Raw genomic sequence first — 24,704 nt, 5'->3', positions numbered from 1 at the left:
TCAGCTTTTGCGCCTGATGCGGTTTCGTTTCGACCTTGAGCTGTCCGGCCTCAATCCTTGCCATATCCAACAGATCTGAAATCAGACGGCTCATCTTATCGACCGACCGATGGATCCGCTCTCCGATCGTGCGAGGGTCCGCCTTTCCCTCTCTGAGCAGCATTGCACTCATGCCAATCATTGAAAGCGGATTCTTCAAATCGTGGGAAACGATAGCCAGTACATCTTCCCGGATGGCGGCGGCCTGTTTCGCTTCTTGGTAGAGCTGAGCATTATCCATGGCAAAGGCCACGTGCCAAGCCAATTCCTCCGCGAGTTTTACATCTTCATCTGTGAAATGCCGGTGTGGGCTGCTCGAAACAAATGAAATTGTCCCCAAAACTCCTTCTCTCACCTTCAATGGAATCACCATCAGAGAGGCCATCTGGAGTTCTCTGATAACTTGTAGTTGCGCTTCATCCTGGACCACTGAGGCAACAACAGAGTCAGGCACCGACCGCCACAGGACGGGCTGGCCACTCTCAATCGCACTGAAGATGGGAGACTCTTGCCCTATTTTTAGTGGATACTTCGTCTCAAGATCCTTCATCCACTTCTCCTTTTCTGGCGAGCGATGGGCAACAGCAATCCTCTTCGGTGTTCCACCAGGGACAGCGAGGTCCACGACGCACCAATCGGCAAGATTCGGCACGATCAAATGGGTTATCTTCTCAATAACTGATGAAAAATCGAGCGAGGAACTCAAGACAGCACTCGCTTGCGCAAGAAACCGCTGATTGGCTTCCGATGTCTTAAAGCCCGTAATGTCAAGAGTCAGGCCCCAAAGAAGTGTCACTCTCCCCTGGGAGTCCTTCCTTGGATTCACTCCGCTATGGACCCAGAGAATAGATCCATCGGCTCGGTAAAGGCGATGCTCGCACCTTCCGTCTTGGCCTAACCGCACTGCGGCGTCAACCATCTTCTCGAATACTTCACGGTCCTCGACTGGTATGCGTTCGATGAAAAATCGCGCGTCTTTAACCCAATCTTCGGGAGAATAGCCAAAGATCTCCGCGCTTCTCTTGCTGACAAAGGCGAACTTTCCCGCCGAGGCGTCGTATTCCCAAAGCACCGCGTGATCCACCCAGTTGATTAGATCGTAATAGTGCTGCTCTGCCGCTTCTGCGCGAAGCCTTGCGTCTTGCTCTCGCTCCAGGAATTGAGCGCGTTCACTGTTACGAATGATTTCCGCTTGCCGCTCGATCTCCTTTCTGTAGCGAAAGAGTTCGACAAAGACAGAAACCTTCGCCCTCACGATCTCAGGCTGAAAAGGCTTTTGAATGTAATCGACGCCACCTGAGGCGTAACCTCGGTAAACGTCTTTCGATTCCTTTGCGATTGCGGTGACGAAAATGATGGGAACGTATCGGGTACGTTCGCGGCTTTTCATCGCGGTGGCAACTGTGAAACCATTCATATCCGGCATCATCACATCTAGAAGAACCACAGCGAACTCTTCTCGCAGCAGGTGTCCCAAAGCTTCCTGCCCTGAAGTTGCGGTAATCAGATTGTAGTCAGGCCGATCCAGAATCGCTTTGAGTGCGAGGAGGTTAGCACGAGTGTCATCCACGAGCAGGATGTTGACTTTGGCATTTCCATTCACGGTGCGAATCCTGTCGCGAGCATCCAAGGGAAGGTTATCCTGACGCCCCGCGTCTGTCTCGGTGCTGTGGGTCATTTCAGGGCCGCTCCATGTATTCGACCTAAAGATGACCTGAGCAAATCTGGAGCCAGTCGATACGAGTGGACGGCGATCAAAACTGCAGACGTCGGCCCTAACACCTTATCCTCCTCTCGCAAGATCGTGAGTTTTAACTCCTTTTCCCGGTACGGCTTCTCAGGCGGCCCGAGCTTTCGCGGTCAGCAGGAGGGCATAAAACGTCGTCGACATGGTTCGCGACGAGGCAGCCTGAGTTGGTTTTCTTCAGCCTCCCCGGGCCAAAAATCCCCGGCAATGTGCCGCTTGGGAGTGTGAAAATCCCGGTGAGACCCTGCCCTCTGAATTTCCGATAGGGAAGTGAGTGTTGTCCGGCCACGTCGCAAGCGAGGACCCGCCTGTCAGAAATCAGCCGAAAATGACGCAGAAGATCGCCGCAAGAAGGAATGGTATAAAGAGCACCTCGCGCATCCATAGATGCCGCGACACCAGCTTCATTTAGCGATCACAATCCCCAGCAGCGCTGCAAGAGAATCGGGCTTTGTGAAGTAATAGAATGGGGAATCATTCCAACGCGTGTACGGCAGTTCGGGTTGAAAATGCAACTTCCACGCGCGAAGATCCACGCCGGCGCCGACTACAGGACCATAGGTCCAGGGGTTCAGAATATCCGTGGCGGGACCACGGGAGTCAATCGACATTGATGCGGAAGGCAGACCGAGAAAGGTACTCGTCCCATAGTCGTGGTCCGTACCCGAGACGTTGCGCGCTGAGAAGCCGGCGCTTCCAAATACAGGGATCCGGCGCAAAGGTAATTGCCACTTCAGCATCAGCGGCAGCTCCCAGAAGCGGGTCTTCTCATCGATCTTCTCGACGATTTGGGTGCCTGGCTGGCGGTTAACGCAGCATGTGGTCGAGTATCCGCCCCTTTTGTACAGCGCATCCATCTCGATCGACAAGCCGCGCGGCAACTTGATCTCCGCCGTCGGACCGGCCAGGAACCTCCCTTCGCTGAAAGTCGGCACGTTTGTGATCTGGCCCGCAAGCTTCACTCCGAACATCAGTCGCTGACTGGACGCAGGCGCTGCACATAAGACAGCGAGCGCGACGGCGGCAACAAGTCCTCTCATTCGCTACATCCTTCCACTTTTTCTGATGGCAACACACGTGCCCGAGCAAGTCGGGTTCCGATGTAACCCGCTGAAGGTTCAGAGCGGCGCTTTGGTGATGCGTGTATTTGCTGCACGCTTTTGTGCGCGGTGTGCCGGTTATTCACAGTGATGTCCGCAGAGACAGAAACACGGTTGAGGAGTTGCTGAGGTTTGCCCTGGAGCGTTTCGTGTGCGGCGACAGGATCCGTGGTTGGCGCATGGTGAGCGAAGCGCTTTCCATCGATCCCGGCATCAGCCATAAGTACAGCTTTGCCGGGAATCCCATCCGGGCCAATCTGCAGCGAATTCTCAATGAGGCCCTGCCGGCGTCAACGTTCACGGGACTGGCCTCGATTTGCCGGCAGCTGGGGAATGAGCAAACTTCACAATTGCTGCTGGAACGATACACCGGACCTGGGCGCGAGGCAGCTCACAAACAGCGGCGGACATGGTTCAGCGTAGCGTTGCGACGTTTCTGGCAACGGCTTCGCCGTTCGTAAATCTCTGTCGTCCGCCTTCGGTTTCGACATGTACCGTCAGGTTGATCGAAAGTTTCTGAATATTGCTTCGGTGAAACTTACTAGAGCATCCGTCCCGGCCGCCGCCTACGCGTCTGTCGCAGAAAGTCGGGGCGTCCAGGAGGCTTTAACCACATCTCTGAATCTCGTGCAAAGCGCGGATTACTGCATCATTACGGTCATCGGTCATTGAAGCGAGATAGTCGTAGAACTTTTCGTTGAGATCAGTTCCCGTCAGGTCATCCTCAACGCCCTCCGGTTCCCGGTAAGCCCGCAAGGGCGTATCCAGAATGACGAAACTCGGATGAGGCGTTTCTTTCGCCTTGCAGAATTGCAGGAGGCCGATAGTGAATGCGGCATGTGTAATAGCACGCAGACCCTTACCCCGCGCTGTCCGCGCTTTGCCGGCGATAATGAGGTCCCGGCTTTTGAGATCAAAAAACACTCTCTCCGCTCCTGGATAATGCCACGCCTTGAGAATGGCTTCGACTTCTTGCGCAAACTGTTCCGCTACGGATGTCGACAAACCGCCATCAGGGACGGTTGCGTCTTTTTGATCTTCAATGGGCTTTTCGATGTGAAGCCTTCGCGCCTCCACGTCTTGGATAGACCGGTAAATGGCATGATCGAGATACCGCTTGCACTGATAGTTATCCCAGACTCCCAGGAGTTTTTGATCGTCTGTAAACCCGGCGATGTCGATACCACGATCCTTGGCGCCACCGAAACGTTGAACCTGAACGTAAATTTTCTTGAGGCAGTAATGCGCCCATTCTTCAGTGAACGCTTCCCACTCCGCAGCCGAATAATCCGCAGGGCCTTGCTCGTGAGAAACCATCTTAAGCCATTGGATGTACTTGGTATATCCGTCCATGCGGAGAATAGTCATCCCAATCTCCGCATAAAATGCGTCGATAATCTTGTCCATGCGGAGAATATTGGCTATAATCTCCGCATGACACGCGTAGAATGAGCCGCTATATTCACGAACGCTCTGAGTGGCCTCGATTTACCTGGGACCGGAACGCTATCGCCGCGCCGCTGGCGGATGTTCGCTTCCGGCAGGGAAAAGTACTGGGATACATGAGAGGGCTGGGATTTGAGCTGAAGCAGGAAGCCGAGCTGGAAACGCTCACCCTCGATATCGTGAAGACGAGCGAGATCGAAGGAGAAAATCTCAGTCCGCAACAGGTCCGTTCATCCGTCGCGCGTCGTCTCGGCATGGACATCGCCGGGGCCGTTCCGGCGGACAGGAATGTCGAGGGGGTCGTGCAGATGATGATTGATGCCGCGCAGAACTATCGCGCTCCACTTTCGAAGGAGCGCCTGTTCGGCTGGCACGCGGCGCTGTTTCCGACGGGGCACAGCGGCATCCAGAAGATCATCGTCGGTGCGTGGCGGGATGATGCGAAAGGACCGATGCAGGTTGTCTCCGGTCCGATGGGCCGCGAGACGGTGCATTACGAAGCGCCGCCCGCCTCGAAACTCGACGCCGAAATGACCGACTTCATCGATTGGACAAACCGCGACGAGGGCATGGACCCGGTCCTGAAATCCGCGATTGCTCATTTGTGGTTCGTCATCATCCATCCGTTCGATGACGGCAATGGCCGGATCGCGCGCGCGATCGCGGACTTGGTTCTCGCCCGCGCGGAAGACACGGGCCATCGCTTCTACAGCATGTCGTCGCAAATCCGCCACGAACGCAACGACTACTACCGCATTCTCGAACACACGCAGAAAGGATCGCTCGACGTTACGGCCTGGCTGCAATGGTTCATCGGCTGCCTGGGCCGCGCGCTGGACAGGACCGAGACCACGCTCGCATCCGTGCTGCGCAAGGCGCGGTTCTGGGAAAGGCAAACGGGCGTGAAGCTGAACGACCGGCAGCATCGCATGCTGAACATGCTGCTCGACGGGTTTGAAGGCAAGCTCACGTCATCAAAGTGGGCGAAGATCACGCAATGCTCGCAGGATACGGCGGGCCGCGATATTCAGGACCTGATCGAGAAGGGCGTCCTCGTCAGGGACGAAGCGGGCGGACGCAGCACGAGTTATTCGCTCGCACAGCAATGAGGCTCTAATGAGGCTCTTCGGATATTCAGTGCTCCATTTTCCCTCTTTTCAAGAGCCCGGAATTCCTTTAGGTTGAAACTCGATCGGTTCATCGAATCGGTCGCGAGTTTGATAGCTCGTCAGCTCGCGGAAGTTTACTGAGCGAAAGAATTCGATATCCCCGGGAACGGCACTTTCTTCAACGATACATTCGGCTATACCCCCGCTCGCACGATGTATATTTATATACGGCCATAGGCCACGAGCTTGCTGCGTGCCCGGCCTTGTTCCCCGTGCGACGAAGACAGCGCCGTTCCTGAAGATCTCCGGCCTGCATTCAAGCTCCTGAAAAATTCCAACTGCCTGCCGGTCGAAATGGAATTGTGGAAGGAAATCTTCATGATGGGCTCCTTCTGTGAAATGAAATCGAATGTCACGACAGCATCATGAAACAAACCGGACGGCGCAAAATCACCGGGAGTATCGGTAAAATAACGCGGAGTATCGAAATGGACCGCCTTTCGCCATTCTTCAGCCGCTTCACGCTATCGGCGCGTGTTTTCTATTCGGGGAAGTTATGCGGCGGGTCAGGAACGCATGAAAGTCGGAACACCGGACATCTGCATGTCCTCCGCAGCGGCACACTCCAGTTGATCCAGGCGAACCGCCGCCCCATGCTTATACGCGAACCGAGTGTCCTGCTTTTCCCCAGGCCCAGGCGTCACCGTTTCTGGGCCGACGAAACGAGCGGAGCGGAAATCGTTTGCGCTTCGATCGAATTCGGGGCCGGAATGTTGAACCCGCTGGTCCAGGCTCTGCCGGACGTACTGGTCGTATCGTTGGAATCCGTGAGCGAACTGGCGCCGGCCATCGACCTGTTGTTCGGTGAAGCGTTTGCCGACCATCCAGGGCGTCAGAGTGCGGTTGACCGTCTGACCGAGTATTTTCTGATCCTGCTCCTGCGGTCTGCGATCCAATCCGGCCTCGTGAAAAGCGGAGTGTTGACGGGACTCTCACCCAAGATCTGGCTCCGGCGCCATTAATCGTCAGGAACGTATTGACTCCAGGACGAATTTCAACTGACGGATCAACACGGCGTCGCACTGCGAGATCGTGAGGGCTGAAGCAGCGGCAGTCCGATGCTGAGCGATGAACGACGAGCCAGACAGTACCGATCCAGCGTCAACAGGACCCGCTGCGGCGGTCTTCTATTTGCGATCCGGGCTGCCTTGTTGACGCGTTCGAAAAACTCCGGTTGCGTCTCGCCGGTCAGCCACGTTCCCGCAGTCTCAGAAAGCCGCCGCGGCACGATTGTGGCCACAATGGAAACAGCGGCAGGTAACAGGAAAAGCATGATTACTACGGTCGGAACGCTGATCCCGAACCGAGCCGGTGTAATGTAACCAGCCCGGAATTTTGGTTGAACCTGCAGATTCTGTATGACCTCCGGATCGCTGAACAGAAATGCGGCAAAATCATCCACAATCTACCTACCCTTAAACGTCGTGGCCGTTAACCGTTGTAATCACCGGCGGCGTCCCCAAGGTCATAACGGACCCAGGACCACGATCGCACAATCCCTCGAAGCCCTGCTGACTGCCGAGCTTGTGGGCAATGACAGCTGGGAAATGTTGATCGAAACAAAAGCGCGACCACCTGATTCAACCGTTCGAGCAGGCTCTCAACGAGGAACGGGAGCATCTGGCGAATGTCCGCAACTGGCTGAAGCAGGAGGCGAAAACGAACGATCCGGCTGACATCGGCGAGTGGAATACGGCCTGCACTGCAATTTTATGTGAAGCGATTCGCGACAATGCTGGCTTCGGCGATGGACTCCTTCTCCGAGGATCGATGCTGGACGTTTTCTGCGGCCATCTCTTACTACACGGTCTTCTCATTGCCGTGGATTCTGCTCATTGTCGTCCATATCGCGGGATGGATCGTCGGCAATCAGGCCGCAGTCGGTGAAATCCACAACCGGATCCAGTCGGTCGCCGGGAGCGCCGTTGCGCAGCAGATCGAAACGATGCTGCAGAACGCGTCGCAGCCCGGCGGCCACGGCCTGCTTGCGGATCTGATCGGGATTGCAGTGATCATTGTTTCCAGCACATCCGCTTTTGCCGAGTTTCAATTTGCCTTGAATCAGGCCTGGGAGGTGGAGCCGGGGAATTCCTGGCGGGCTTTTGCCGTCAAACGGCTGATCTCGTTCCTGATGGTCGTCGGCATAGGAATTATCCTTATCGCTTTGATGGCTCTCCGCACCGTCCTGTCGACGATCGGGCTGGCAACTTCGTTTCCTTTCTCAGAATTCTGGCAAATGCTGCTCGCCTGGATCGCGCTTACGGTTCTCGTCGGTGCGATCTTTCGAGTGCTGCCCGATGCCAGGATTGCCTGGCAGGATGTTGGCGCCAGCGCGGTATTGACAGCCACCCTCCTCACCTTAAGCAAGTACGGTATGAGTGTGTATCTGGCTCACAGTTCCGTTGCGACCAGCTTCGGGGCAGCCGGCTCCCTTGCGATCATCCTCTTGTGGCTGTACACGTCATCCCTGATTTTGCTGTTCGGAGCCGAATTCGCGCGCGCCTGGTCCCGTTTTCACGGGCGGGATGTGGTTCCCGAAAAGGGCGCGGTGCGCGTCGCAATCGAAAAACGGGCGGCATGACATCGGACATTCGAAGAGGACATTCGGCGCAGACGGGGTGTTTAGCGTTGCGCCCTGCGGGCCGCCGCTTCAGGTATGCGCCTCAGCCCATAGCTTGATCTGATCATCGAAAAAGCCTGAGATGCCCTTGTCGTTCACGGCGTCGCGCAGATGCGTCAGGGCGGCGCGAACGGCGGCGCGATTTTTCAATTCCTCGTTCGCTTGCATCAGAAGAATCCAGCCCTCGAGCAGATCGGGATCTGCAGCCACTGCTTCCGCTGCACTCCGCGCCGCTTCACCATAGCGCCCCTGGATGAATTGAATTCTCGCCACGTAATATTGAGCAAAGCCCAGGCGCGGGTTGTCCTCAATCACCTTGCGTAAAAGTTTCATCGCGGCTTCGTAGTCGGCTTGCTCGACCTTGGCAATGGCGATATTGATGTTGATGATCGGATCGCCATCGTCGATATGATGCGCACGGTTCAGGAAAGGCATCGCCGCATCGGGACTGTTGCAGAGAACCAGGATGGCTCCCAGGTCCGTCAGCGCCTCCACATATTCCGGATACATCCGGATGGCGGCGCCGTATTCGATCAACGCCTGTACAAGTTGACCATCGTGATGGTATTGGGCCGCTTTCAAATAGGCATTTCTGGCTGCAGCGGGGATTCTCTGTTGTAGGCGCTTTGCGGACACCGTGTATACCGGAATCGACGGACCCTCATTCCGGTAGGCATGAAGTATGGCAATGCGACCGTCCGAATCCTGAACTCCGGATGTGAGCGTAAGGTCCATCCGCAGAGGCACATAAAGCGGAGACGAAATATAAAGTTCGTAGTGGCCGGACTTCAGTCCGTCAATCCGGAATTCACCATGTGTGAAGTGCTTCCGCAACATCAGTCCCGGTGCACGGGTCGACTCTCTTACAGCAACGGCAAATGCGGAGATTGGCGTTCCATCGGAGGTAATCACCACTCCGGTCACAGAATGCGTTTCCGCGGCGTCCGCCATGGTCGCGCTCAGAGCAAAGACAGTCCAGCAAGCCAGCAGAGAATGGTGGAGCTTCATACCAGGGTAGATGCAAGCAGCGGTCCGCGGTCCTGCTGCCTGCAGTACACATCTCGCTATACCCGGGCAGGCTAGTGATCACTTTCCTTCGATCGCCACTCAAACAGATGCTTCGTTAGAATTACCAACCCCGCTTGCTGTGACCATTCCGAAACCAGGTTGCTGACGACGGTTCCCCATTTGCTATCCGGATCGAAGCGGACAAAAAGCAGCACCCAGCCAAGCCCCGTCAGTGCCAGAAAAATCGTCAGGGAATGTTCGTGCAGCTTTTCGAGGATTGCATTCCGGTGCTTGGGACGCGGCTGCCGGCTTTCGGCTGATCCCTTTTCGAAAAACCACTTCGTGGCAAGGACGGTGACGAGAACTCCCGACCAGTCGGCTATCGCATTCCCGAAAAAGGATCCTGCATGTGATTTAGGATCCGAGCTGTTATAAAGCGCCAATAACAGGGCAAGGACCGTAAGGACGACGAGCCCCAGGGAATGGCGTTTCCAGAATGTTTCATAATATCGATAGCGAAGATGGTGAGTTTTGATGGACACAGTTTCATTGTCCACCAATATTTCGACCGTCACAAATGGTATGGCCACTGCCAAGAGCACCACACCGGCAATGAGATCAGTTGGGGGTTGGAGTTCGTGCGGCGCTGTCGACGACGAGGACCGGTACCGGGGATTTGCGATTTTCTAACCGCAGGCCGCAACGGTCCTGCAAAAACCGCTGCCAGCTCGTGAACATGTCTCCTGTAGCTTCGGGTTTCAGGTCCAGATGGATTTCGTAAACTCCATGCAACCCTGTGAAGTCCACAACCGGAGCCGGCGGGCCGCCTCCGACGAGTGGTTTGGTTGGATCCGTTGAGGGACCGGGCGACGGTATCGAGAATTGCGCGCCAATCAGGTCGGCAAGGTCCTGCAAATCGCCGCGAAAATCTGGAAAGACAGCCGGGCGCTCTTCCGAAGAGTCCGGAAGCGGACGAATCTTGGGGCCGCCCTTGTCTACAATCAGCGCATACACGTTCATTTGACGAGTATCGCGGTGGAACGAGAATCCAAATCGTTCCCGGATCAATCCCTGAAGCATCAGCCGCAATTCTTCGGGCGATGCAGGGTCACCGGAGCGGGCATCGACTTCAAATTCATCTCTGTCGAGCCAATCCGGCGCTCCCACGACCTGATGCGGGAGCAGATGGTACGCCTCGAGAATCATCCCCTTCAACGTCATGTTGCGTCCGCGCACACCATCGGGCTGGAAAACCAATCGAGATGGCACCCGGTCTTTTCCGAGTACCTGGGCACTGGATTTCACGGACGCCACGGCAAATGCCTGAGTCGGTGTTTGTGGGAACGACTGGAGGGTCCAAAAGAGGATCCCGGCGATGATCCAATGCGGTGTTCGCACGAGCTGCATTGTATCAGGACATTATGTGGATGAATCGAAGGCTTGTCGGTCAAGTGTGTAGTCGCCGGCGAGATGCCCATACGCGGTACACTGAAATCAGAAGGACTGAACGGAGGTTTCTCATGCAACGACTCCGGCTTTTCCCCCTCCTGGTTTTGATGATCCTCTTCGTAGCCTGTGCCCAGAAGGAAACCACGCAAGCTGCATCCGGGGATGCTACCGGACCAGCTACAGCTCCAACGCCGCCGCCGGTTCAAGTACCCCAAAGCCAGCCACCTGCGCTTCCCGTTGTTGCTCCACCATCAGCCGCGCTCCAACCTGCAGTGGCGCAACCGGTGGACAGGCCGCCTGTTATACAGACCAGGACGTTTGACATACCCGCCGGGACGGCGATAGGGGTGCGTAACAATGAACCGATCGATTCGAGTCAAGTTGTTCCGGGCCAGATGATACCTGCACAACTGAACAGCGAGGTTCGAGATGCCCACGGCCGCGTCGTCATTCCGCGCGGGGCAAATGCCCGGCTGGTTGTCGAGTCCGCCTCGAAGGCGGGCAAGATCAAGGGTTCTGCCGATCTTGTCGTCCTGTTGCAGTCTGTTTCGGTTGGAGGCCGGCGGCATACCGTGCACACCAACCCTGTTCGGGAGCAGGGCAGCAAGGGAATCGGAAAAAACAAACGGACCGGTAAGTTTGTCGGCGGCGGTGCGGCCGCTGGAGGCATCCTCGGCGCTATTGTGGGCGGCGGAAAAGGAGCACTTATTGGTGGCGCGTCCGGCGCAGCAGTTGGCGGAACGGCGCAGGTTATGACCAGGGAGAAATCAATCAAAATTCCTGCCGGAACGCCTATGACGTTCAGGCTGCAAAAACCGATCCAGGTTGTTGAGCAGGTCAAGCGGAGTTGATGTCTGCGTTCCGACGTTATTGATTGGCCAGAGACGCGTAAGCCGCGTGAGCGGCGAAGACCGACATGACATATTTCTTCGTTTCGACGAAGCCGATGTCGGAGACGAAGAGTTCGGGATCGGACGACTTGTTGAGCCAGCGCTTCACATTGTCGGGACCGCCGTTATAAGCGGCAAGGGCCATCTCGGGCGATTTGAATTTCTGCATCAATGCCGCCCAGTAGGCTGCGCCGAGGCGGATGCTGACGGATGGGTCGAACAGTTTGTCCAGTGTGAGGTTCGTCATGCCGATTGAAGACCCGACCGCGTTCGCGGTGTCCGGAATGAATTGCATCAGGCCGCGGGCGGCGGCGCCGGACCTGGAGTTCGGGTCATATTTGCTTTCCTGCCAGATGATGGCGTGAATCCAGAGGGGATCTACTTTAGATGACACCGCGGCGGCGCAAATCGTATTTCGATATCCGGCGGGATATACGAGAGGACGAATCGAGTCCGTTCGCGGAAGCCGGTCCGCCAGCGATATGGCGCGATGGTATTCGCCGCCCAGATACGAAATTTCGGCAGCGGCGCGCCGTGGCGGCCGCGTATCGGATTCATTGAGCCAGAATGCGGCCTCATCCCAGAGATGCAGAAAGACCAGTTCGGACACGGTGTCCGCCTCGGGATTCAACGCCGTGCGGAGCGGATGGCGCAAGCTGGTGAGGTCCTGTTCGGCCGACTTCACTGCCGGATTCGACGGATCGGAGCAGACGTTCGAATCCCCGGCGTTTGACTTGGTGAGGTGCCCTGCCGAACGCAGTCCATAGTAGGAGTCCATGGACGCCAGTTTCCGCCAGATCACCGCGGCGGCAGACTTGTTGCCGAGGTTCCACTGGCACAGTGCCTGAAAATACTGGACCTCTTCGGCCGTCGCGCTGCCGGCTGCGGATCGAAGCTTCGTTCGCCCGAGTTGCTGGAAGAGTAGAAGCGCGGCGCTGTATTTCTTTTGCGTGTACAGGATCTTGGCCTTTGTGAACTGGAAGACCTGCCGGGTCGCGACCGACAACTGCGTGGCCAGCGCACGATCGATTGTCGCGATCGCTTTCTGGTTTTCGCCCTGCACGCGATAGACATCGACGAGGTTGCGCGTCGCAGCTTCTTCCATTCCCTTGTGGCCGTACTTCCGGATGTATGACAGATAAGCCTTTTCAGAATTCGGATAATCGTCCAGACGCCAATAGCAGTTTGCGATTTGATATTCGGAATCCTTCTCCCAGTCTGTTCCCTCGAAGTCTTTTGCAATCGCCTGATAGTCCTCGATTGAGAGCGCGTATCGTTCCTGCTGAAAGTGGAGCCGGGCGATCTGATAGCGTGCATCCGCCGACACCGCCTCGTCTGCCGACGCCTTCTGATACAGAGGCAACGCCTCATCGAAGACGCGATGATCGGCGAATACTTCTGCGAGTTCCATTTGATCGTGCGAAGAACTCGCAGACGGCGCCAGCAGCCGCGCGCCCGCGATGGCGACGTCATCGTCCTTGCTCTCGTGGATCAGCGACCAGAATGTGTCCGTGTCGCCGGTGATCCTGGCCCGCTCGAATCGGGCCTCCCGCGTGCTGAGATCCTGGTAGATTTTCTGCGCCAGGTCGCCGCCGGCTTCCCGGGCGAGTTGCGCTTTGAGCCCTGACGAAAACCCGCGCGGTAGTGACGTGAGGAGTGCCTGCGCCGCTGCATCGTCATGCAATTTGATCGACGCTCTGGCGGCGTGCCACGAGGCCAGAGCGTGCAGCGGATTGTCGTTCCCGATTTTCTGGAATTCGTCGCGCGCGCGAGTCCAGTCGTTCTGGCCTTCAGCAGCCCGTCCGCGGAGGTAATGCAAATTGTTGGCGTCGAATGTCAGGGGGTCGGCGGCATAGGCCTGATCCAGAGCTCCAGCGGCGGCCGCCCAATCGTTGTTTTCGACGCTCGTAAAGGCCTTGTTGATAGCGGATTCGAATGAAGTAGTAGTAACGATCAAGAGCAGCGTGAGGGCTAAAGACATTCTTCACAGTGTAGAATGAAACGGATTGGAGAGGGACATCTATTCAATGACGGCTTCATTTATCAATGGAACGAAGATCGCCGAGGATATCAAGAGTGAGGTCGCGGCTGAGGTTCGGGAACTGAGGGGGCGGGGAATTCAACCCGGGTTGGCGGTCGTGCTGGTCGGCGAAGATGCGGCGTCTTCGGCTTACGTCAACATGAAAGCGAAAACATGCGAGCAACTCGGAATCTACAGCCGGAAGCTTATGATTCCGAGCAGCATCACAACCGAGCAGCTGCTGGCCGAGGTTCGGAAGCTGAACGAAGACAATGCCATCGACGGAATTCTGGTTCAGCTGCCGCTGCCGAAGCAGGTCCGGAAGCATGCGATCCTCGAAGCGGTGGATCCGCGCAAAGACGTCGACGGCTTTCATTCCGCGAATGTCGGGTCGCTCGTCCTTGGCCACGAGACGCTGGTTGCCTGCACACCGTCCGGCGTGATGGAGCTTTTGCGCCGTTCGGATGTGAAACTCGAGGGCGCAAGCGCGGTCGTCCTCGGGCGGAGCGATGATGTCGGGAAGCCGCAGGCTCTCCTGCTTATGCATGCGAATGCGACGGTGACGATCTGTCATTCAAAGACCCGAAACCTGGCGGAGGTGACGCGCCAGGCGGATATCGTCGTTGCGGCGATCGGCCGGACTGCGCTGGTCACGCGCGACTGGGTCAAACCGGGAGCCGTTGTGATCGACGTCGGTACCAATAAGGTATCCGACGCAGCAGAGGTGAAACGGCTGTTCGGGAATGATGAAGGACGGTTGAAAGATTTCGAGAAGCGCGGCTACATCTGGGCCGGTGATGTCGACGAGCGCGCAGTGAAGGAGGTCGCTTCGATGATCACGCCTGTCCCTGGCGGCGTCGGACCCATGACCATTGCAATGCTCATGAAGAACACGATTAAAGCGGCCAGAATGCGGCGAGGCGCCTGATGCTCCGGGTCGGGCTGACCGGTGGGATTGCGACCGGCAAAAGCACGGCCGGTGTCATGTTCGTCGAGCTCGGCTGCCACTTGATCGATTCGGATCGCATCACCCATCAACTTCTCGAGCCGGGCCAGGCGGTTCACGATGAGGTCGTGAAAGAGTTCGGGCAGCGCATTCTTGCTGCCGACGGCACGATCGACCGCCGGGTTCTTGGAGATATCGTTTTTAAAGAGAACCCGGAAGCACGACAGACGCTGAACAGTCTCGTCCACCCGGCGGTCATCCGGCGCCAGCAGGAGTGGCTCAAGGAGATGGAGGAGAAGGATCCGGGCGGGATCGCCATCGTCGATGCGGCTTTGATGATCGAAGTCGGAACCTGCAGGAATTACGCCAAGATTGTGGTCGTCACCTGCAGTCCGGATATTCAGAAAGAGCGGCTGCTGCGGAGGTCCGGCCTGAAAGAAGACGAGATCGACTCCCGCATCCGCGCCCAGATGCCGATGAGCGAAAAGGTGAAGTACGCCGACTTCGTCATCGACAATTCCGGCGATCTTCAAAGCACCCGCAGCCAGGTAGCAGAAGTCAATTCCAGACTCCGGGAATTGTCCGCGAGCACTTCGGGCAGGCGCCTTCCTTGATGTGCATCGTGCGGATGCGATAGCCGGAACGGTCGATCAGCAGCTCATTACAGCCCGGGCAATACGTGTTCTCCCAGCTTCCGACGCGGCTCGGCAGGTTTCCCGCATACACAAAATTCAAGCCTTCCGATTTTCCGATTTCTGCCGCGCGCAGCAGCGTCGAGGCGGGCGTGTTCTCGGGATCGGTCATCTTGTAGTCCTGATGAAAGGCCGTGACGTGCCACGGTATGCCGGGTGAAATCTTTGCCAGGAAGTGGGCGATGTCACGCAGTTCTTCACTACTGTCGTTGAAGCCGGGAATGACAAGCGTCACGATCTCGAGCCAGAAGCCCATCGCGTGCAGGCGTTGAATCGTATCGAGAACATTGTTCAGGAGGCCGCCGAGCTTCCGGTAGTTGCGGTCCTGGAAGCTCTTGAGGTCAACCTTATACAGGTCCACCCACGGCTTGATATATGCGAGCACTTCCGGGGTGCCGTTTCCGTTGGACACGTAAGAGGTCTTCAACCCCGCGCGTCGTGCCGCCTTGAAAATGTCGACAGCCCACTCGCTGGTGATCAGCGGCTCGTTGTAGGTGCTCGTGACGATGCGCGCGCCACGTTCGATGGACAATGAAATGAATTGTTCGGCCGTCAATTGGTGGGGAGGAGCCACGGCGCCCGGTTCACGCAGCGCCTGCGACGTGACCCAATTCTGGCAGTAACCGCAGTGGAAGTCGCACCCGAGCATTCCGAAGCTCATCGCCAGCGAGCCCGGCAGTGCGTGAAAGAAAGGCTTCTTCTCGACGGGATCGAGCTGAAGCGCGCCGACATAACCGTGGGGCACGAGCAGTTTGCCGCCGCGGTTAAAGCGGACCCGGCAAATGCCGTCGAGCCCTTCGGCGATAAGGCAGCGATGCCCGCAGGCGAAGCAGCGCAGCTTGCCGTTGCCGAGCTTTTCGTAAAGCTCGCCCTCCGCCCCCTCCAGAGTCAAAGTTTCGAGGACGTTCTTCAGGGTCGATGTTTCAACAGGCATAAATCAAAGAATCTGCTTTCCAAACGCGGAAAGGATCAGCTCCATTCCGAATTGCGCCGTCTTATTGTGCACGTCGAGGATCGGGTTGATCTCGGTGATCTCGAACGAAACCATTTTGTTTGTATCCGCGATCATCTCCATGGCCAGGTGCGCCTCACGATAATCGGCGCCGCCGCGCACGGGAGTTGCCACGCCGGGAGATTCATAGGGGTCGAGAAAGTCGGCGTCCAGAGTTACCGCGAATCCGGCAGTGTCTTTCGTGACGATCGCCAGCGCCTCTTCCATCACCGATCCGATGCCGCGTTTGTCGATGTCTTTCATGGTGAAGATGTGAATGCCGGATTTCTTCACAAGCTGGCGTTCGTCCGGATCGACTTCGCGAATCCCGATCTGGACGGCATGCTCAGGTTGAATCTTGGGCGAGAACCCGAAGATCTGCGTCAGTTGCATCGGTCCGTAGCCCATGATGGCGGCCATCGGCATGCCGTGAACATTGCCGCTCGGCGAGATCTCCGGTGTATTGAAATCGGCGTGGGCATCGAACCATAGGAGGCCGATCTTTTTGCCTTCCCGCCGGAAGCTTTCCGCCACGCCGGACACCGTTCCCACCGCAATGGAGTGATCGCCGCCCAGAACAAGCGGCATGCGTCCCTCCTGACGGATTTCCAGGACAAGGTTCGCCAGATGATTACAGGCATCGCTGATTTCTTTCAGGTACTTGGCGCGGGGATCACCGAAATGGTGCGTCTCGGGGATGATGACGTCCATGTCGCCGAGATCCCGGACCTCGTATCCGAGATCCTGAAGCTTTTTGTTCAGATCCGCATACCGCAAAGCGGACGGCCCCATATCGACACCGCGGCGGTCGGCGCCAAGGTCCATCGGGACGCCAATAATCGATATTTTTTGCATATATCCATATTGTAGGATCGAAGAGGAATTTACGTATGGACTATCAAGCGCGCACGAAAGTCTCTCGAATCCTTATAGATGAAGCGGTTCCTGTCGGATCGAACGTCATTATCCTGGGCTGGGTTCGAACGGTTCGCAGCTCGAAAGAGATTGCGTTCATTGAGCTGAATGACGGGTCCTGCATGAAGAACATTCAAGGTGTGGTTCAGCATCCGGAATCGTTCCCTGTGCTGGAACAGATCCTGACCGGCGCTTCGGTCCGGATGGAAGGCAGCCTTGTGCCGTCGGGCGGCAAGGGTCAGAAGTACGAGATCAGCGTTTCGAAGGTCGATCTGGTCGGCCCGGCCGATGCGACCTATCCGCTCCAGAAGAAGCGCCACACGATGGAGTTTCTGCGGGAGATCGCGCATCTGCGGCCTCGCACCAACACCTTTGGGGCTGTGAACCGGATTCGTTCGAAGCTGGCGTACGCGGTTCACAGTTATTTTCAGGAACGCGGATTCTTCTACATTCATACTCCGATCATCTCGGCCTCGGACTGCGAAGGCGCCGGGAACCTGTTCCGGGTTTCCACGCTCGATTTCGAGAATATTCCAAGGCGGGAAGGCAAAATCGACTGGGACGCAGACTTCTTTGCGAGCGAATCCTACCTCACCGTTTCGGGGCAGCTCGAAGGCGAGCTGGTGGCGACGGCTCTCGGCGACATATATACCTTTGGTCCCACATTCCGGGCGGAGAACTCGAATACCAGCCGTCATGCTGCGGAATTCTGGATGATCGAGCCGGAGATGGCATGGGCCGAGCTCGAAGACAATATGGATGTGGCGGAGGACTTTCTAAAGTACTTGTTCCGCTTTGCGCTGGAGAAATGCACGGACGAAATGGACTTCTTTGGCCAGTGGATCGATAAGGAGGCCCGCGGGACGCTGGAGGCTGTCGCCGGCTCGAAATTCGAGCGTCTGCCATATACGGAAGCGATCACGATCCTCGAGAACTCCAAGGAGCCGTTTCAGTATCCGGTCCGCTGGGGCGTGGATCTTCAGTCGGAGCATGAACGGTATCTGACCGAAAAAGTTTTCAAAAAGCCGGTAATCCTTTACGACTATCCGGCCAAGATCAAGGCGTTCTATATGCGGATGAACACGGATGGAAACACGGTGCGCGCAATGGACGTCCTGGTGCCGAAGGTCGGCGAGATCATCGGCGGAAGCCAGCGCGAGGAACGCTACGATGTGCTGCTGCAACGCATGCGCGAAACGGGCATCCACAACCTCGAGAGCTACGAATGGTATCTCGATATCCGCAAGTACGGCACCGTGCCGCACGCCGGATTCGGCCTCGGCTTCGAGCGCGCACTGATGTACATCACCGGGATGGGAAACATTCGCGACGTGCTGCCGTTCCCCCGCGTTCCGCGCTGGGCAAAGTTTTAGCCGCGGCGCAGATCGTATTTCTGCCGATACTCCTCAATCGAATTGTGAGCTTCATGCCACAGTTCTTCCAGGCGCTCGCGGACCTCATTTCCTTTAGAGAGCTCCTCGCCGCGCGCTTCAAACATGAACGGTCCTTTGTAGTTCGCGAGGACAAGCTTCTCGATGAGCGCCGGCCAGTTCAGGGTTCCTTCGAATGGCCAGAGATGTTCATCGTTTTCGCCGTTGTTGTCGTGAACGTGGGTCGTGCGGATTCCGTCCAGGCCGCCGGTGATTCCCTGAATGTGGCCGTGTCCGGTGTCGTAGCAGATTCCGATGTCGGGCGCTTGTGACACCCGCTTGAATTCTTCGAGCCGCTCCATCGTGGAGATTTCATTCGGAATGTTTTCGAGCACGACTTCCACTCCGGCAAAGGCGCGGATCTGCGCGATCGCAGCATAGGCGTGCTCAAACGCGACCAGGCTGAACTTCTCCTTGGGATTCCCCAGATGCATTACGGCGTAATCCAGTTGAACGTAGTTGGCCAGTTCCAGGGATCGTTTGATTTCATCGAGCGCCGCCTCGCGCTGGCGGCGTTCCGGTTCGAGTACGGAGATCCAGATCCGCTGCGTGTGACCTGTATTCTCAACGAACGGCAGATGCAGAGAGGGCGCAGGCAAAGCATTCTCCTGAAACCATCGGCCGATTGCGCGCAGAAGCCCGCGATTGTGAAAATCGAGGTGCGGACGGTTGCAGAACAGCTCGAAGCGGTCGAAGCCCGTCTTGCGGATGGATTCCAGTAAATCGACCGTAACCGGTTGTCCGCGATAGATCTGAGTCGAAATGCCAAACTGCATCCGACGAGTGTACCTGATCATCGCCAATGTAGATCGGCGTCCAACGATCCGGCTGAGAATGTTATTATTACCGGATGTTTCCGCGGCTTTTACTGACCCCGGCCATAGTTGTGGCCCTGACCGCCGGCGCTTTCGCGCAATCCACCAACGTCAACATTTCAAGGGACGTGCGCCTGTTTACCGCGATGGCTGCTCTGAATGCGGCCGGATTCGATATTGAATTCGGGTCCCAGTATTCACCCGTGCGGGAAACCGTGCGGAAATATGCAGAAGGAGTCGATCCCGACCTGATTGCGCGCCTGAAAGTGTTTTATGCGGCCAAGAAGGCGGACCAGACCGACGAAGCGCAGCTTGCAAAATACATCTCGCTTGCCGTGAACCTTGGCGATCCGCCGGAGTTCAAGCCATTGCTGCGGGAGGAATCGCTGCCTCCGGATGCCCGGTCTGTGTTTGATTTTGCGGATCTCATGCGGGAGTACTACGACAAGGCGCATCTGTCCAGGCACTGGGTCGAATTGAGAGCGGACTATGACCGCGAGATCGCGCAGCTTGGTCCCAGCCTACGCGACGCCATTCTGCGGAGCGATGCGTACATGCGGATTCCTCTCGGTTCGAACGGAGTGCGAGGCATGTCCATCTATCTGGAACTTGCGGCGCCAGTCAATACAGTCAACATCCGCAGCAATCAGGACAGTTACTACGTCATCATCGGGGATTCGTCGAATCCGAAGATCGATGATATCCGGCACGCCTATCTGCACTTCCAGCTCGACAGCCTCGTCACCACGTACTTCAACCGGATGCGCAGCATCTCGACGATTCTGGATCGCGCGAAGAAGATGCAAGGCGTGGATCCGACATACACCTCGGAATTCCGCATCATGGTGACCGAGTCATTGATTCGCGCGCTCGAACTTCGCATGGATAAAGTTCCGGCCGTCCGAGCCCGCGAATCGATCGACACGTTCTACCGGTCGGGCCTGCTGCTGACGCCCTACTTTTACGGGACGCTTCAGGCGTATGAAAACGACAACGTCTCTTTGCGCGACGAGTTCGGCGAGATGGCCAGAGATGTCAAATTCAACGTCGAAGAAACGCGCTTCGACCAGACCTTCCAGAAGATCCCGGTTCCGCAGAAATCCGTCGCGCGTCCCGAAGTTCCTGCACGTCCGCCTGAGCCGCCGCCCGATCCCGCGCATGATCTGCTGGCGCAGGCGCAGGTTGCTTTCAATGCCGGGGATATGGCGAAAGCCCAGTCTGCATTCGAGCGCGTGCTTTCCGATTTCGACAAAGACAACGGAGCTGCCGAATATGGGCTTGGTCTGATTGCGAGCAGGAAGGGCGACGCCGACCAGGCAAAACAGTACTTTGATCGCGCTATCCGGAGCGGCTCGGCAGAGCCGGGGATGAAGGTCTGGGCCTACATTTACCGTGGCCGTATTTCGGACCTGGAATGCGAGAGGGATAAGGCCGTCGGCTACTACCAGCAGGCGATCCAGCTTGGAGACGATTCGCAGCACGCCCAGACTGCCGCCCACGACGGTATGCAGAAGCCTTACGGCGATTCGTGTAAATAAGAACTTATTGGAAATTCGAAATCAGAAGTTGGAAATTGGAAATCCGATTTCTAATTTCCAACTTCTGATTTCTAATTTTCAATTTATTTTAAAGACCTCTCCAGTCTATCCAGCACGCGCATCGCGGGCAGCACCTGGGCGACGCTCGAATTGGGCTCCCGTTTCTGTTCGATGGCGGAAATGAATTCGCGGTCCTGCAACTCGATGCCGTCGAGCGAGACGTCGACTTTCGAAACATCCACAGGTTTCTCGAACCCGTCGACCAGTTCGTCATACCGCGCGATATATGTGCCGTTGTCGCAGATATAGCGGAACCATGTGCCGAGCGGACCGTTGTTGTTAAATGAGAGCGCGAGCGTGCAAAGGGCGCCGGAAGGCACTTTCATCTGGATGCTCATATCCATGGCAATCTTCAGTTCGGGATGCATCGGCCCCTGCATGGCGCTGGCTTCCGATGCAACCTCGCCGGTTTGATGATGAAAGATATCGACGGTATGACAGGCATGGTGCCACAACAGATGATCCGTCCAGCTTCGAGGCTTGCCTTCGGCGTTCATGTTGGTCCGCCGGAAAAAGAAGGTCTGCACGACCAGATGGAGGAGCTTCAGTTCGCCCGCTTCGATCTTCTTGTGAATCCACTGATGACTCGGATTGAAACGCCTGGTGTGGCCGCCCATGGCCGTCAGTCCGGTCTCTTTCTGGACCGCGAGGATCTTTTCGGCATCCGCAAGGGAATCCGAGATCGGAATTTCAACTTCGACGTGCTTGCCCGCGCGCATCGATTGCACCGCCTGTTCGGCGTGGACCTGCGTCGGCGACGTCAAAATGACCGCTTCGACGCCCGGCCGGGTGATGGCGGCATTGAAGTCGGTGGTTGAAAACGGGATACCGTACTTATCGGCGACCGCTTTTGTCGTTTCGGCGGTCCGCCCATGAATGCTGGCGACTTCCGCGCCCTTGATGCGGGCCAGTCCGTCCAGATGCTTCTTGGCGAATGCGCCCGAACCCACCATACAGATCTTCATCGGGTTTCCTCCTGATAAAAAATTACCATTGCATAAACCCCATATCGTACCGCGAAATTCCCGCGCGCTGTCCGCAATTGGTATAAAATCCGGAGCTCAAAATTATAAGGAGAGGTTTTTTCCCATGAGCATGAGAAAGGGGCGCACTACTGGCGCTGTCGTCATCACCCTTACCCTTGCATTCACGACACTTGCCTCCGGTCAGGGCCGCCGCAACCAGCAACAACAACAGCAGCCGCAGGTCCAGCAGCAGACTGTCGGACCGATGGCGCAAACGAAAGACGAGCTGGATGCATTTATTGCCGTGCAGAACGAACAGAGTCCGGATAAAAAGGCGGAACTGGCAGAGGCATTCATCACCAAGTATCCGGCATCCGACTTCGTCGCTTATGCGGACACGTTCCGGGTCGGTTCTTACAGCCAGATCGGAAAAATCAAAGAAGCGGTTGACGCCGCGCAACAGTCCATCGACGCCACCGTCAAGCTCGGCGAAAAGATCGCTGCGAAGGCGGATGCCGACGCCAAGCTTACCGATAAAGAGAAAGAGACGATTCGCAAGAAAGACAAGAACGCCATATTTCTCGACAAGAGCTCGCCGCAGTTCCAAGCCTTCATGAGCCAGTCGGAACAGCGGATACTCGCCTTGTACCAGGCGATCGTTCAGGGTTATCAGCAGCTCAACGATGGTGCGAAAATGATGGAATGGGGCGAGAAGGCGCTCGGCTTCAAGCCCGACGATATGAACACGCTGATGATGCTCTCGAACGTCATGGCCGAGCGGCCTCCAACCAACGAAGAGGAGAAGGCCAAACAGATGAAGCGCGCCGAAGAGCTGGCGGATCAGGCGCTCGCCATGCTGCCGACATTTCTCGCCGGACCCGACGGTGCGAAATTTTCGCCGCAGGGAAAGGTGGACCTGACGTCGCAGCTTCACTACACGCTCGGATTGGTTTATCTGCAGGAGAAGAAACTCGGTTCATCCGAACAGGAATTGACGACGGCGCTCAAGTCGAAGCCGAACGACCCCATTACCTACTATCGGCTGGGTCTTGCCTATGCGCAGGACCTGAAGAACGATCAGGCGATGGACGCGCTGGGAAAATCGGTCTTCCTGAAAGGGATTTCCGAAGCTGCCGCGCGCGACCTTCTCACCCAGATGTACGTTCAAAAGAACAAGTCCGAGCAGGGGCTTGACGATTACGTCAAGAGCGCCGGAGCCAAGATCGGACAATAGAAACGGTTACCGTAGTAAAATCACGCAGAGGGGCTATTGGGATTGTCCAATAGATCCCTTTGCTTTTATGAACGAACTTTCCGAGCTTCAATTCGACCTCGGCTATACCTTCAAAGACGGTCTGTTACTCGCTCAGGCGCTGACGCACAGTTCTCACGCGAACGAGCGGAACGCGGGCTTGAACGACAATGAGCAACTCGAGTTTCTCGGCGATGCGGTCCTTGGTTTCCTGGTCAGCGATTTCCTCTACCGCGCGCACCCCGGCCTGACGGAAGGCCAGCTCTCCAAGCTGAAAGGGTTTTTCGTCAGTTCCGCGAATCTCGTCAAATATGCGGAGCGCGTCCGGCTTGGCGGCTATCTTCAGCTGGGCAAAGGCGAGGAAAAGACCGGCGGCCGGACGAAACAGGCATTGCTGGTCGACGCGCTCGAAGCCGTGCTCGGCGCGATTTATCTCGACGGTGGAATAGAGGAGGCGCGGCGGGTGATTCTGCCGTTTTTCGAGGCTCAGATCGAGGAAAGCGGCGATGCCGACCGCCAGTTAAAGGATTTCAAGACCGAGCTTCAGGAACAGTTGCAGGCGGCACGCCGGGGCCGCGCCGAATACGTTCTGGCCAATGAAGCTGGACCGGATCACGAGAAATTGTTTACCGTTGAAGTTATTATTGATGGCGAGCCGGCCGCCCGCGGTGTAGGGTTGACGAAGAAGGCGGCTGAACAGGCCGCCGCGAGGCAGGCGTTGGAGCGTGTCTGGGGACGGCAAAAGGAAGCAATGTAAATGGCTGAAGCGGTCTTCAAAAAATCGACGGCGCGCGAATATTTCGAGTCGCTGGTAATCACCGTTATTCTCGCGCTCTTCGGTACGACGTTCATCGTGCAGGCGTTCAAGATTCCAACGCCTTCGATGGAAGACAATCTTCTCGTCGGCGACCATTTGCTCGTCAATAAATTCGTCTTCGGCACCCGGGGATCGATTCTCGATCGGATTCTCCCTTTGAAGAACATTAACCGGGGCGACGTTATCGTTTTCCGGTATCCGAAGGATCTGACCAAACATTATGTGAAGCGGGCGATCGGCCTGCCGGGCGACCACATCAAGATCATCGACAAACAGGTCTATATCAACGACCGACCACTTAACGAGACCTACAAGATCCACAAAGCCCCGCCGGGATCCTATGCCGATCCTTTCCGCGATTTCTTTCCGCCTAAGCCACAGGCCGGACGGCTCTACCGCAGCGCCGATGAAGATCCTTACTGGTATGAGGACTTCGAAAAAGATGGCGAGATCGTGGTTCCTCCGAACCATTACTTCGCCATGGGCGACAACCGCGATAACAGCGCCGACAGCCGCTACTGGGGATTTGTTCCGCGTGAATTGATTGTCGGAAAAGGGCTGATCATCTACTGGTCGTATGAGACGGATTCGGACGAATACCGTCGAACCGACGTGGAGGATCGTGTTCAGCAGGTCATGGATCTGTTTACAAACTTCTTTACCAAGACACGCTGGTCGCGAGAGTTCCGGATCATCAAGTAGTATGAAAAAAGTTGTCTTGTTCGGTATGGCTGGGCTGATGGTGATCGCCCTCGCGGGAGTCATCGCGTTCCGAAGCATTGCAGCAATCGGAGG

23 protein-coding genes and 1 pseudogene are annotated in these 24,704 nt (G+C 56.6%); 12 read left to right on the top strand and 12 right to left on the bottom strand.

Going from position 1 to position 24,704, the window contains the following annotated elements; translation table 11 throughout:
- The coding region (locus VGK48_15805) for a response regulator (protein HEY2382639.1) at positions 1–1,717 on the bottom strand (1,717 nt) is incomplete at its 3' end.
- A 473-nt stretch (positions 1,718–2,190) separates the two neighbouring features.
- Positions 2,191–2,826 (bottom strand): hypothetical protein, encoded by a 636-nt coding sequence (locus tag VGK48_15800; GenBank protein ID HEY2382638.1) that lies wholly within the window; start codon positions 2,824–2,826, stop codon positions 2,191–2,193.
- Between the two features lie 101 nt (positions 2,827–2,927).
- Between VGK48_15800 and VGK48_15795 the strand changes: the two genes are divergently transcribed.
- Positions 2,928–3,347, top strand: a complete 420-nt coding sequence (locus VGK48_15795; GenBank protein HEY2382637.1) for a hypothetical protein — start codon at positions 2,928–2,930, stop codon at positions 3,345–3,347.
- A gap of 649 nt (positions 3,348–3,996) precedes the next feature.
- Here the strand turns inward: VGK48_15795 and VGK48_15790 are convergent.
- Positions 3,997–4,203 (bottom strand): annotated as a pseudogene (locus VGK48_15790) (hypothetical protein).
- A 131-nt stretch (positions 4,204–4,334) separates the two neighbouring features.
- Between VGK48_15790 and VGK48_15785 the strand changes: the two are divergent.
- Positions 4,335–5,441, top strand: a complete 1,107-nt coding sequence (locus VGK48_15785; protein HEY2382636.1) for a Fic family protein — start codon at positions 4,335–4,337, stop codon at positions 5,439–5,441.
- 488 nt (positions 5,442–5,929) lie between these two features.
- On the top strand, positions 5,930–6,463 hold the full coding sequence (locus tag VGK48_15780) for a cupin domain-containing protein (protein HEY2382635.1): 534 nt from the start codon (positions 5,930–5,932) through the stop codon (positions 6,461–6,463).
- A gap of 44 nt (positions 6,464–6,507) precedes the next feature.
- On the opposite strand, the gene VGK48_15775 is transcribed toward VGK48_15780, so the two are convergent.
- Positions 6,508–6,903 (bottom strand): hypothetical protein, encoded by a 396-nt coding sequence (locus VGK48_15775; protein HEY2382634.1) that lies wholly within the window; start codon positions 6,901–6,903, stop codon positions 6,508–6,510.
- A 312-nt stretch (positions 6,904–7,215) separates the two neighbouring features.
- Between VGK48_15775 and VGK48_15770 the strand changes: the two genes are divergently transcribed.
- Positions 7,216–8,082, top strand: a complete 867-nt coding sequence (locus VGK48_15770) for a YihY/virulence factor BrkB family protein (GenBank protein ID HEY2382633.1) — start codon at positions 7,216–7,218, stop codon at positions 8,080–8,082.
- Positions 8,083–8,151: 69 nt separating this feature from the next.
- Here the strand turns inward: VGK48_15770 and VGK48_15765 are convergent, their stop codons facing one another.
- The 3 genes from VGK48_15765 to VGK48_15755 form a co-directional block, all read right to left on the bottom strand.
- Positions 8,152–9,129, bottom strand: coding sequence for a tetratricopeptide repeat protein (locus VGK48_15765; protein HEY2382632.1), 978 nt, complete (start codon positions 9,127–9,129; stop codon positions 8,152–8,154).
- A gap of 71 nt (positions 9,130–9,200) precedes the next feature.
- Positions 9,201–9,671 carry a hypothetical protein gene (locus tag VGK48_15760; protein HEY2382631.1) on the bottom strand — a complete coding sequence of 157 codons (471 nt, stop codon included), beginning with the start codon at positions 9,669–9,671 and terminating at the stop codon, positions 9,201–9,203.
- Between the two features lie 76 nt (positions 9,672–9,747).
- Positions 9,748–10,527, bottom strand: coding sequence for a TIGR03435 family protein (locus VGK48_15755; GenBank protein HEY2382630.1), 780 nt, complete (start codon positions 10,525–10,527; stop codon positions 9,748–9,750).
- Between the two features lie 122 nt (positions 10,528–10,649).
- Here VGK48_15755 and VGK48_15750 point away from each other — a divergent pair, with 122 nt between their 5' ends.
- The gene (locus VGK48_15750) at positions 10,650–11,429 is read left to right on the top strand and encodes a hypothetical protein (GenBank protein HEY2382629.1); all 780 of its coding nucleotides are present in this window, start codon (positions 10,650–10,652) and stop codon (positions 11,427–11,429) included.
- Between the two features lie 16 nt (positions 11,430–11,445).
- Here the strand turns inward: VGK48_15750 and VGK48_15745 are convergent, their stop codons facing one another.
- On the bottom strand, positions 11,446–13,449 hold the full coding sequence (locus tag VGK48_15745) for a transglycosylase SLT domain-containing protein (protein ID HEY2382628.1): 2,004 nt from the start codon (positions 13,447–13,449) through the stop codon (positions 11,446–11,448).
- 46 nt (positions 13,450–13,495) lie between these two features.
- Here VGK48_15745 and VGK48_15740 point away from each other — a divergent pair, with 46 nt between their 5' ends.
- Positions 13,496–14,416 (top strand): bifunctional 5,10-methylenetetrahydrofolate dehydrogenase/5,10-methenyltetrahydrofolate cyclohydrolase, encoded by a 921-nt coding sequence (locus tag VGK48_15740; protein ID HEY2382627.1) that lies wholly within the window; start codon positions 13,496–13,498, stop codon positions 14,414–14,416.
- Positions 14,416–15,048, top strand: coding sequence for a dephospho-CoA kinase (gene coaE / locus VGK48_15735; protein ID HEY2382626.1), 633 nt, complete (start codon positions 14,416–14,418; stop codon positions 15,046–15,048). The genes VGK48_15740 and coaE overlap by 1 nt, the downstream gene beginning before the upstream one ends.
- Here coaE and amrS read toward each other — a convergent pair.
- Positions 14,993–16,060, bottom strand: a complete 1,068-nt coding sequence (gene amrS / locus VGK48_15730) for an AmmeMemoRadiSam system radical SAM enzyme (GenBank protein HEY2382625.1) — start codon at positions 16,058–16,060, stop codon at positions 14,993–14,995. The two genes, coaE and amrS, sit on opposite strands and share 56 nt — an antisense overlap.
- Positions 16,061–16,063: 3 nt before the next feature.
- A complete protein-coding gene (gene rocF, locus VGK48_15725) occupies positions 16,064–16,972 on the bottom strand; it encodes an arginase (GenBank protein ID HEY2382624.1) in 909 nt (302 codons plus the stop codon).
- A gap of 35 nt (positions 16,973–17,007) precedes the next feature.
- On the opposite strand from rocF, the gene asnS reads away from it, so the two are divergent.
- Positions 17,008–18,405 carry an asparagine--tRNA ligase gene (gene asnS, locus VGK48_15720; protein HEY2382623.1) on the top strand — a complete coding sequence of 466 codons (1,398 nt, stop codon included), beginning with the start codon at positions 17,008–17,010 and terminating at the stop codon, positions 18,403–18,405.
- On the opposite strand, the gene VGK48_15715 is transcribed toward asnS, so the two are convergent.
- Entirely contained in the window at positions 18,402–19,238 is an 837-nt protein-coding gene (locus tag VGK48_15715) for a sugar phosphate isomerase/epimerase family protein (protein ID HEY2382622.1), read from the bottom strand. The genes asnS and VGK48_15715 overlap by 4 nt on opposite strands.
- Positions 19,239–19,312: 74 nt before the next feature.
- On the opposite strand from VGK48_15715, the gene VGK48_15710 reads away from it, so the two are divergent.
- The gene (locus tag VGK48_15710; protein ID HEY2382621.1) at positions 19,313–20,815 is read left to right on the top strand and encodes a tetratricopeptide repeat protein; all 1,503 of its coding nucleotides are present in this window, start codon (positions 19,313–19,315) and stop codon (positions 20,813–20,815) included.
- A gap of 83 nt (positions 20,816–20,898) precedes the next feature.
- Here VGK48_15710 and VGK48_15705 read toward each other — a convergent pair whose 3' ends face one another.
- The gene (locus VGK48_15705) at positions 20,899–21,840 is read right to left on the bottom strand and encodes a Gfo/Idh/MocA family oxidoreductase (protein ID HEY2382620.1); all 942 of its coding nucleotides are present in this window, start codon (positions 21,838–21,840) and stop codon (positions 20,899–20,901) included.
- A gap of 124 nt (positions 21,841–21,964) precedes the next feature.
- Here VGK48_15705 and VGK48_15700 point away from each other — a divergent pair, with 124 nt between their 5' ends.
- The 3 genes from VGK48_15700 (at position 21,965) to lepB (ending at position 24,611) form a co-directional block, all read left to right on the top strand.
- On the top strand, positions 21,965–23,074 hold the full coding sequence (locus VGK48_15700; GenBank protein ID HEY2382619.1) for a hypothetical protein: 1,110 nt from the start codon (positions 21,965–21,967) through the stop codon (positions 23,072–23,074).
- A gap of 67 nt (positions 23,075–23,141) precedes the next feature.
- A complete protein-coding gene (gene rnc / locus VGK48_15695) occupies positions 23,142–23,849 on the top strand; it encodes a ribonuclease III (GenBank protein HEY2382618.1) in 708 nt (235 codons plus the stop codon).
- Positions 23,850–24,611: a signal peptidase I gene (gene lepB / locus VGK48_15690; protein HEY2382617.1), complete on the top strand. Its 762-nt coding sequence runs from the start codon at positions 23,850–23,852 to the stop codon at positions 24,609–24,611. It abuts the gene before it with no gap.
- Positions 24,612–24,704: the final 93 nt, after the last annotated feature.

The organism is Terriglobia bacterium (assembly GCA_036496425.1).
Lineage (GTDB): Bacteria > Acidobacteriota > Terriglobia > 20CM-2-55-15 > 20CM-2-55-15 > 20CM-2-55-15.
Note: the sequence above shows the minus strand (reverse complement) of the source record. Positions and strands in the feature narration are given on the sequence as shown.

Bases quoted from the DNA above. Each gene is read 5' to 3' on its own strand.
- rnc (HEY2382618.1), top strand. From the start codon at position 23,142: ATGAACGAACTTTCCGAGCTTCAATTCGACCTCGGCTATACCTTCAAA.
- VGK48_15745 (HEY2382628.1), bottom strand. From the start codon at position 13,449: ATGTCTTTAGCCCTCACGCTGCTCTTGATCGTTACTACTACTTCATTC.
- VGK48_15800 (HEY2382638.1), bottom strand. From the start codon at position 2,826: ATGAGAGGACTTGTTGCCGCCGTCGCGCTCGCTGTCTTATGTGCAGCG.
- asnS (HEY2382623.1), top strand. From the start codon at position 17,008: ATGGACTATCAAGCGCGCACGAAAGTCTCTCGAATCCTTATAGATGAA.
- rocF (HEY2382624.1), bottom strand. From the start codon at position 16,972: ATGCAAAAAATATCGATTATTGGCGTCCCGATGGACCTTGGCGCCGAC.
- lepB (HEY2382617.1), top strand. From the start codon at position 23,850: ATGGCTGAAGCGGTCTTCAAAAAATCGACGGCGCGCGAATATTTCGAG.
- VGK48_15765 (HEY2382632.1), bottom strand. From the start codon at position 9,129: ATGAAGCTCCACCATTCTCTGCTGGCTTGCTGGACTGTCTTTGCTCTG.
- coaE (HEY2382626.1), top strand. From the start codon at position 14,416: ATGCTCCGGGTCGGGCTGACCGGTGGGATTGCGACCGGCAAAAGCACG.
- VGK48_15710 (HEY2382621.1), top strand. From the start codon at position 19,313: ATGTTTCCGCGGCTTTTACTGACCCCGGCCATAGTTGTGGCCCTGACC.
- VGK48_15715 (HEY2382622.1), bottom strand. From the start codon at position 19,238: ATGCAGTTTGGCATTTCGACTCAGATCTATCGCGGACAACCGGTTACG.
- VGK48_15705 (HEY2382620.1), bottom strand. From the start codon at position 21,840: ATGAAGATCTGTATGGTGGGTTCGGGCGCATTCGCCAAGAAGCATCTG.
- VGK48_15780 (HEY2382635.1), top strand. From the start codon at position 5,930: ATGGACCGCCTTTCGCCATTCTTCAGCCGCTTCACGCTATCGGCGCGT.
- VGK48_15785 (HEY2382636.1), top strand. From the start codon at position 4,335: ATGAGCCGCTATATTCACGAACGCTCTGAGTGGCCTCGATTTACCTGG.
- VGK48_15750 (HEY2382629.1), top strand. From the start codon at position 10,650: ATGCAACGACTCCGGCTTTTCCCCCTCCTGGTTTTGATGATCCTCTTC.
- amrS (HEY2382625.1), bottom strand. From the start codon at position 16,060: ATGCCTGTTGAAACATCGACCCTGAAGAACGTCCTCGAAACTTTGACT.
- VGK48_15700 (HEY2382619.1), top strand. From the start codon at position 21,965: ATGAGCATGAGAAAGGGGCGCACTACTGGCGCTGTCGTCATCACCCTT.
- VGK48_15740 (HEY2382627.1), top strand. From the start codon at position 13,496: ATGACGGCTTCATTTATCAATGGAACGAAGATCGCCGAGGATATCAAG.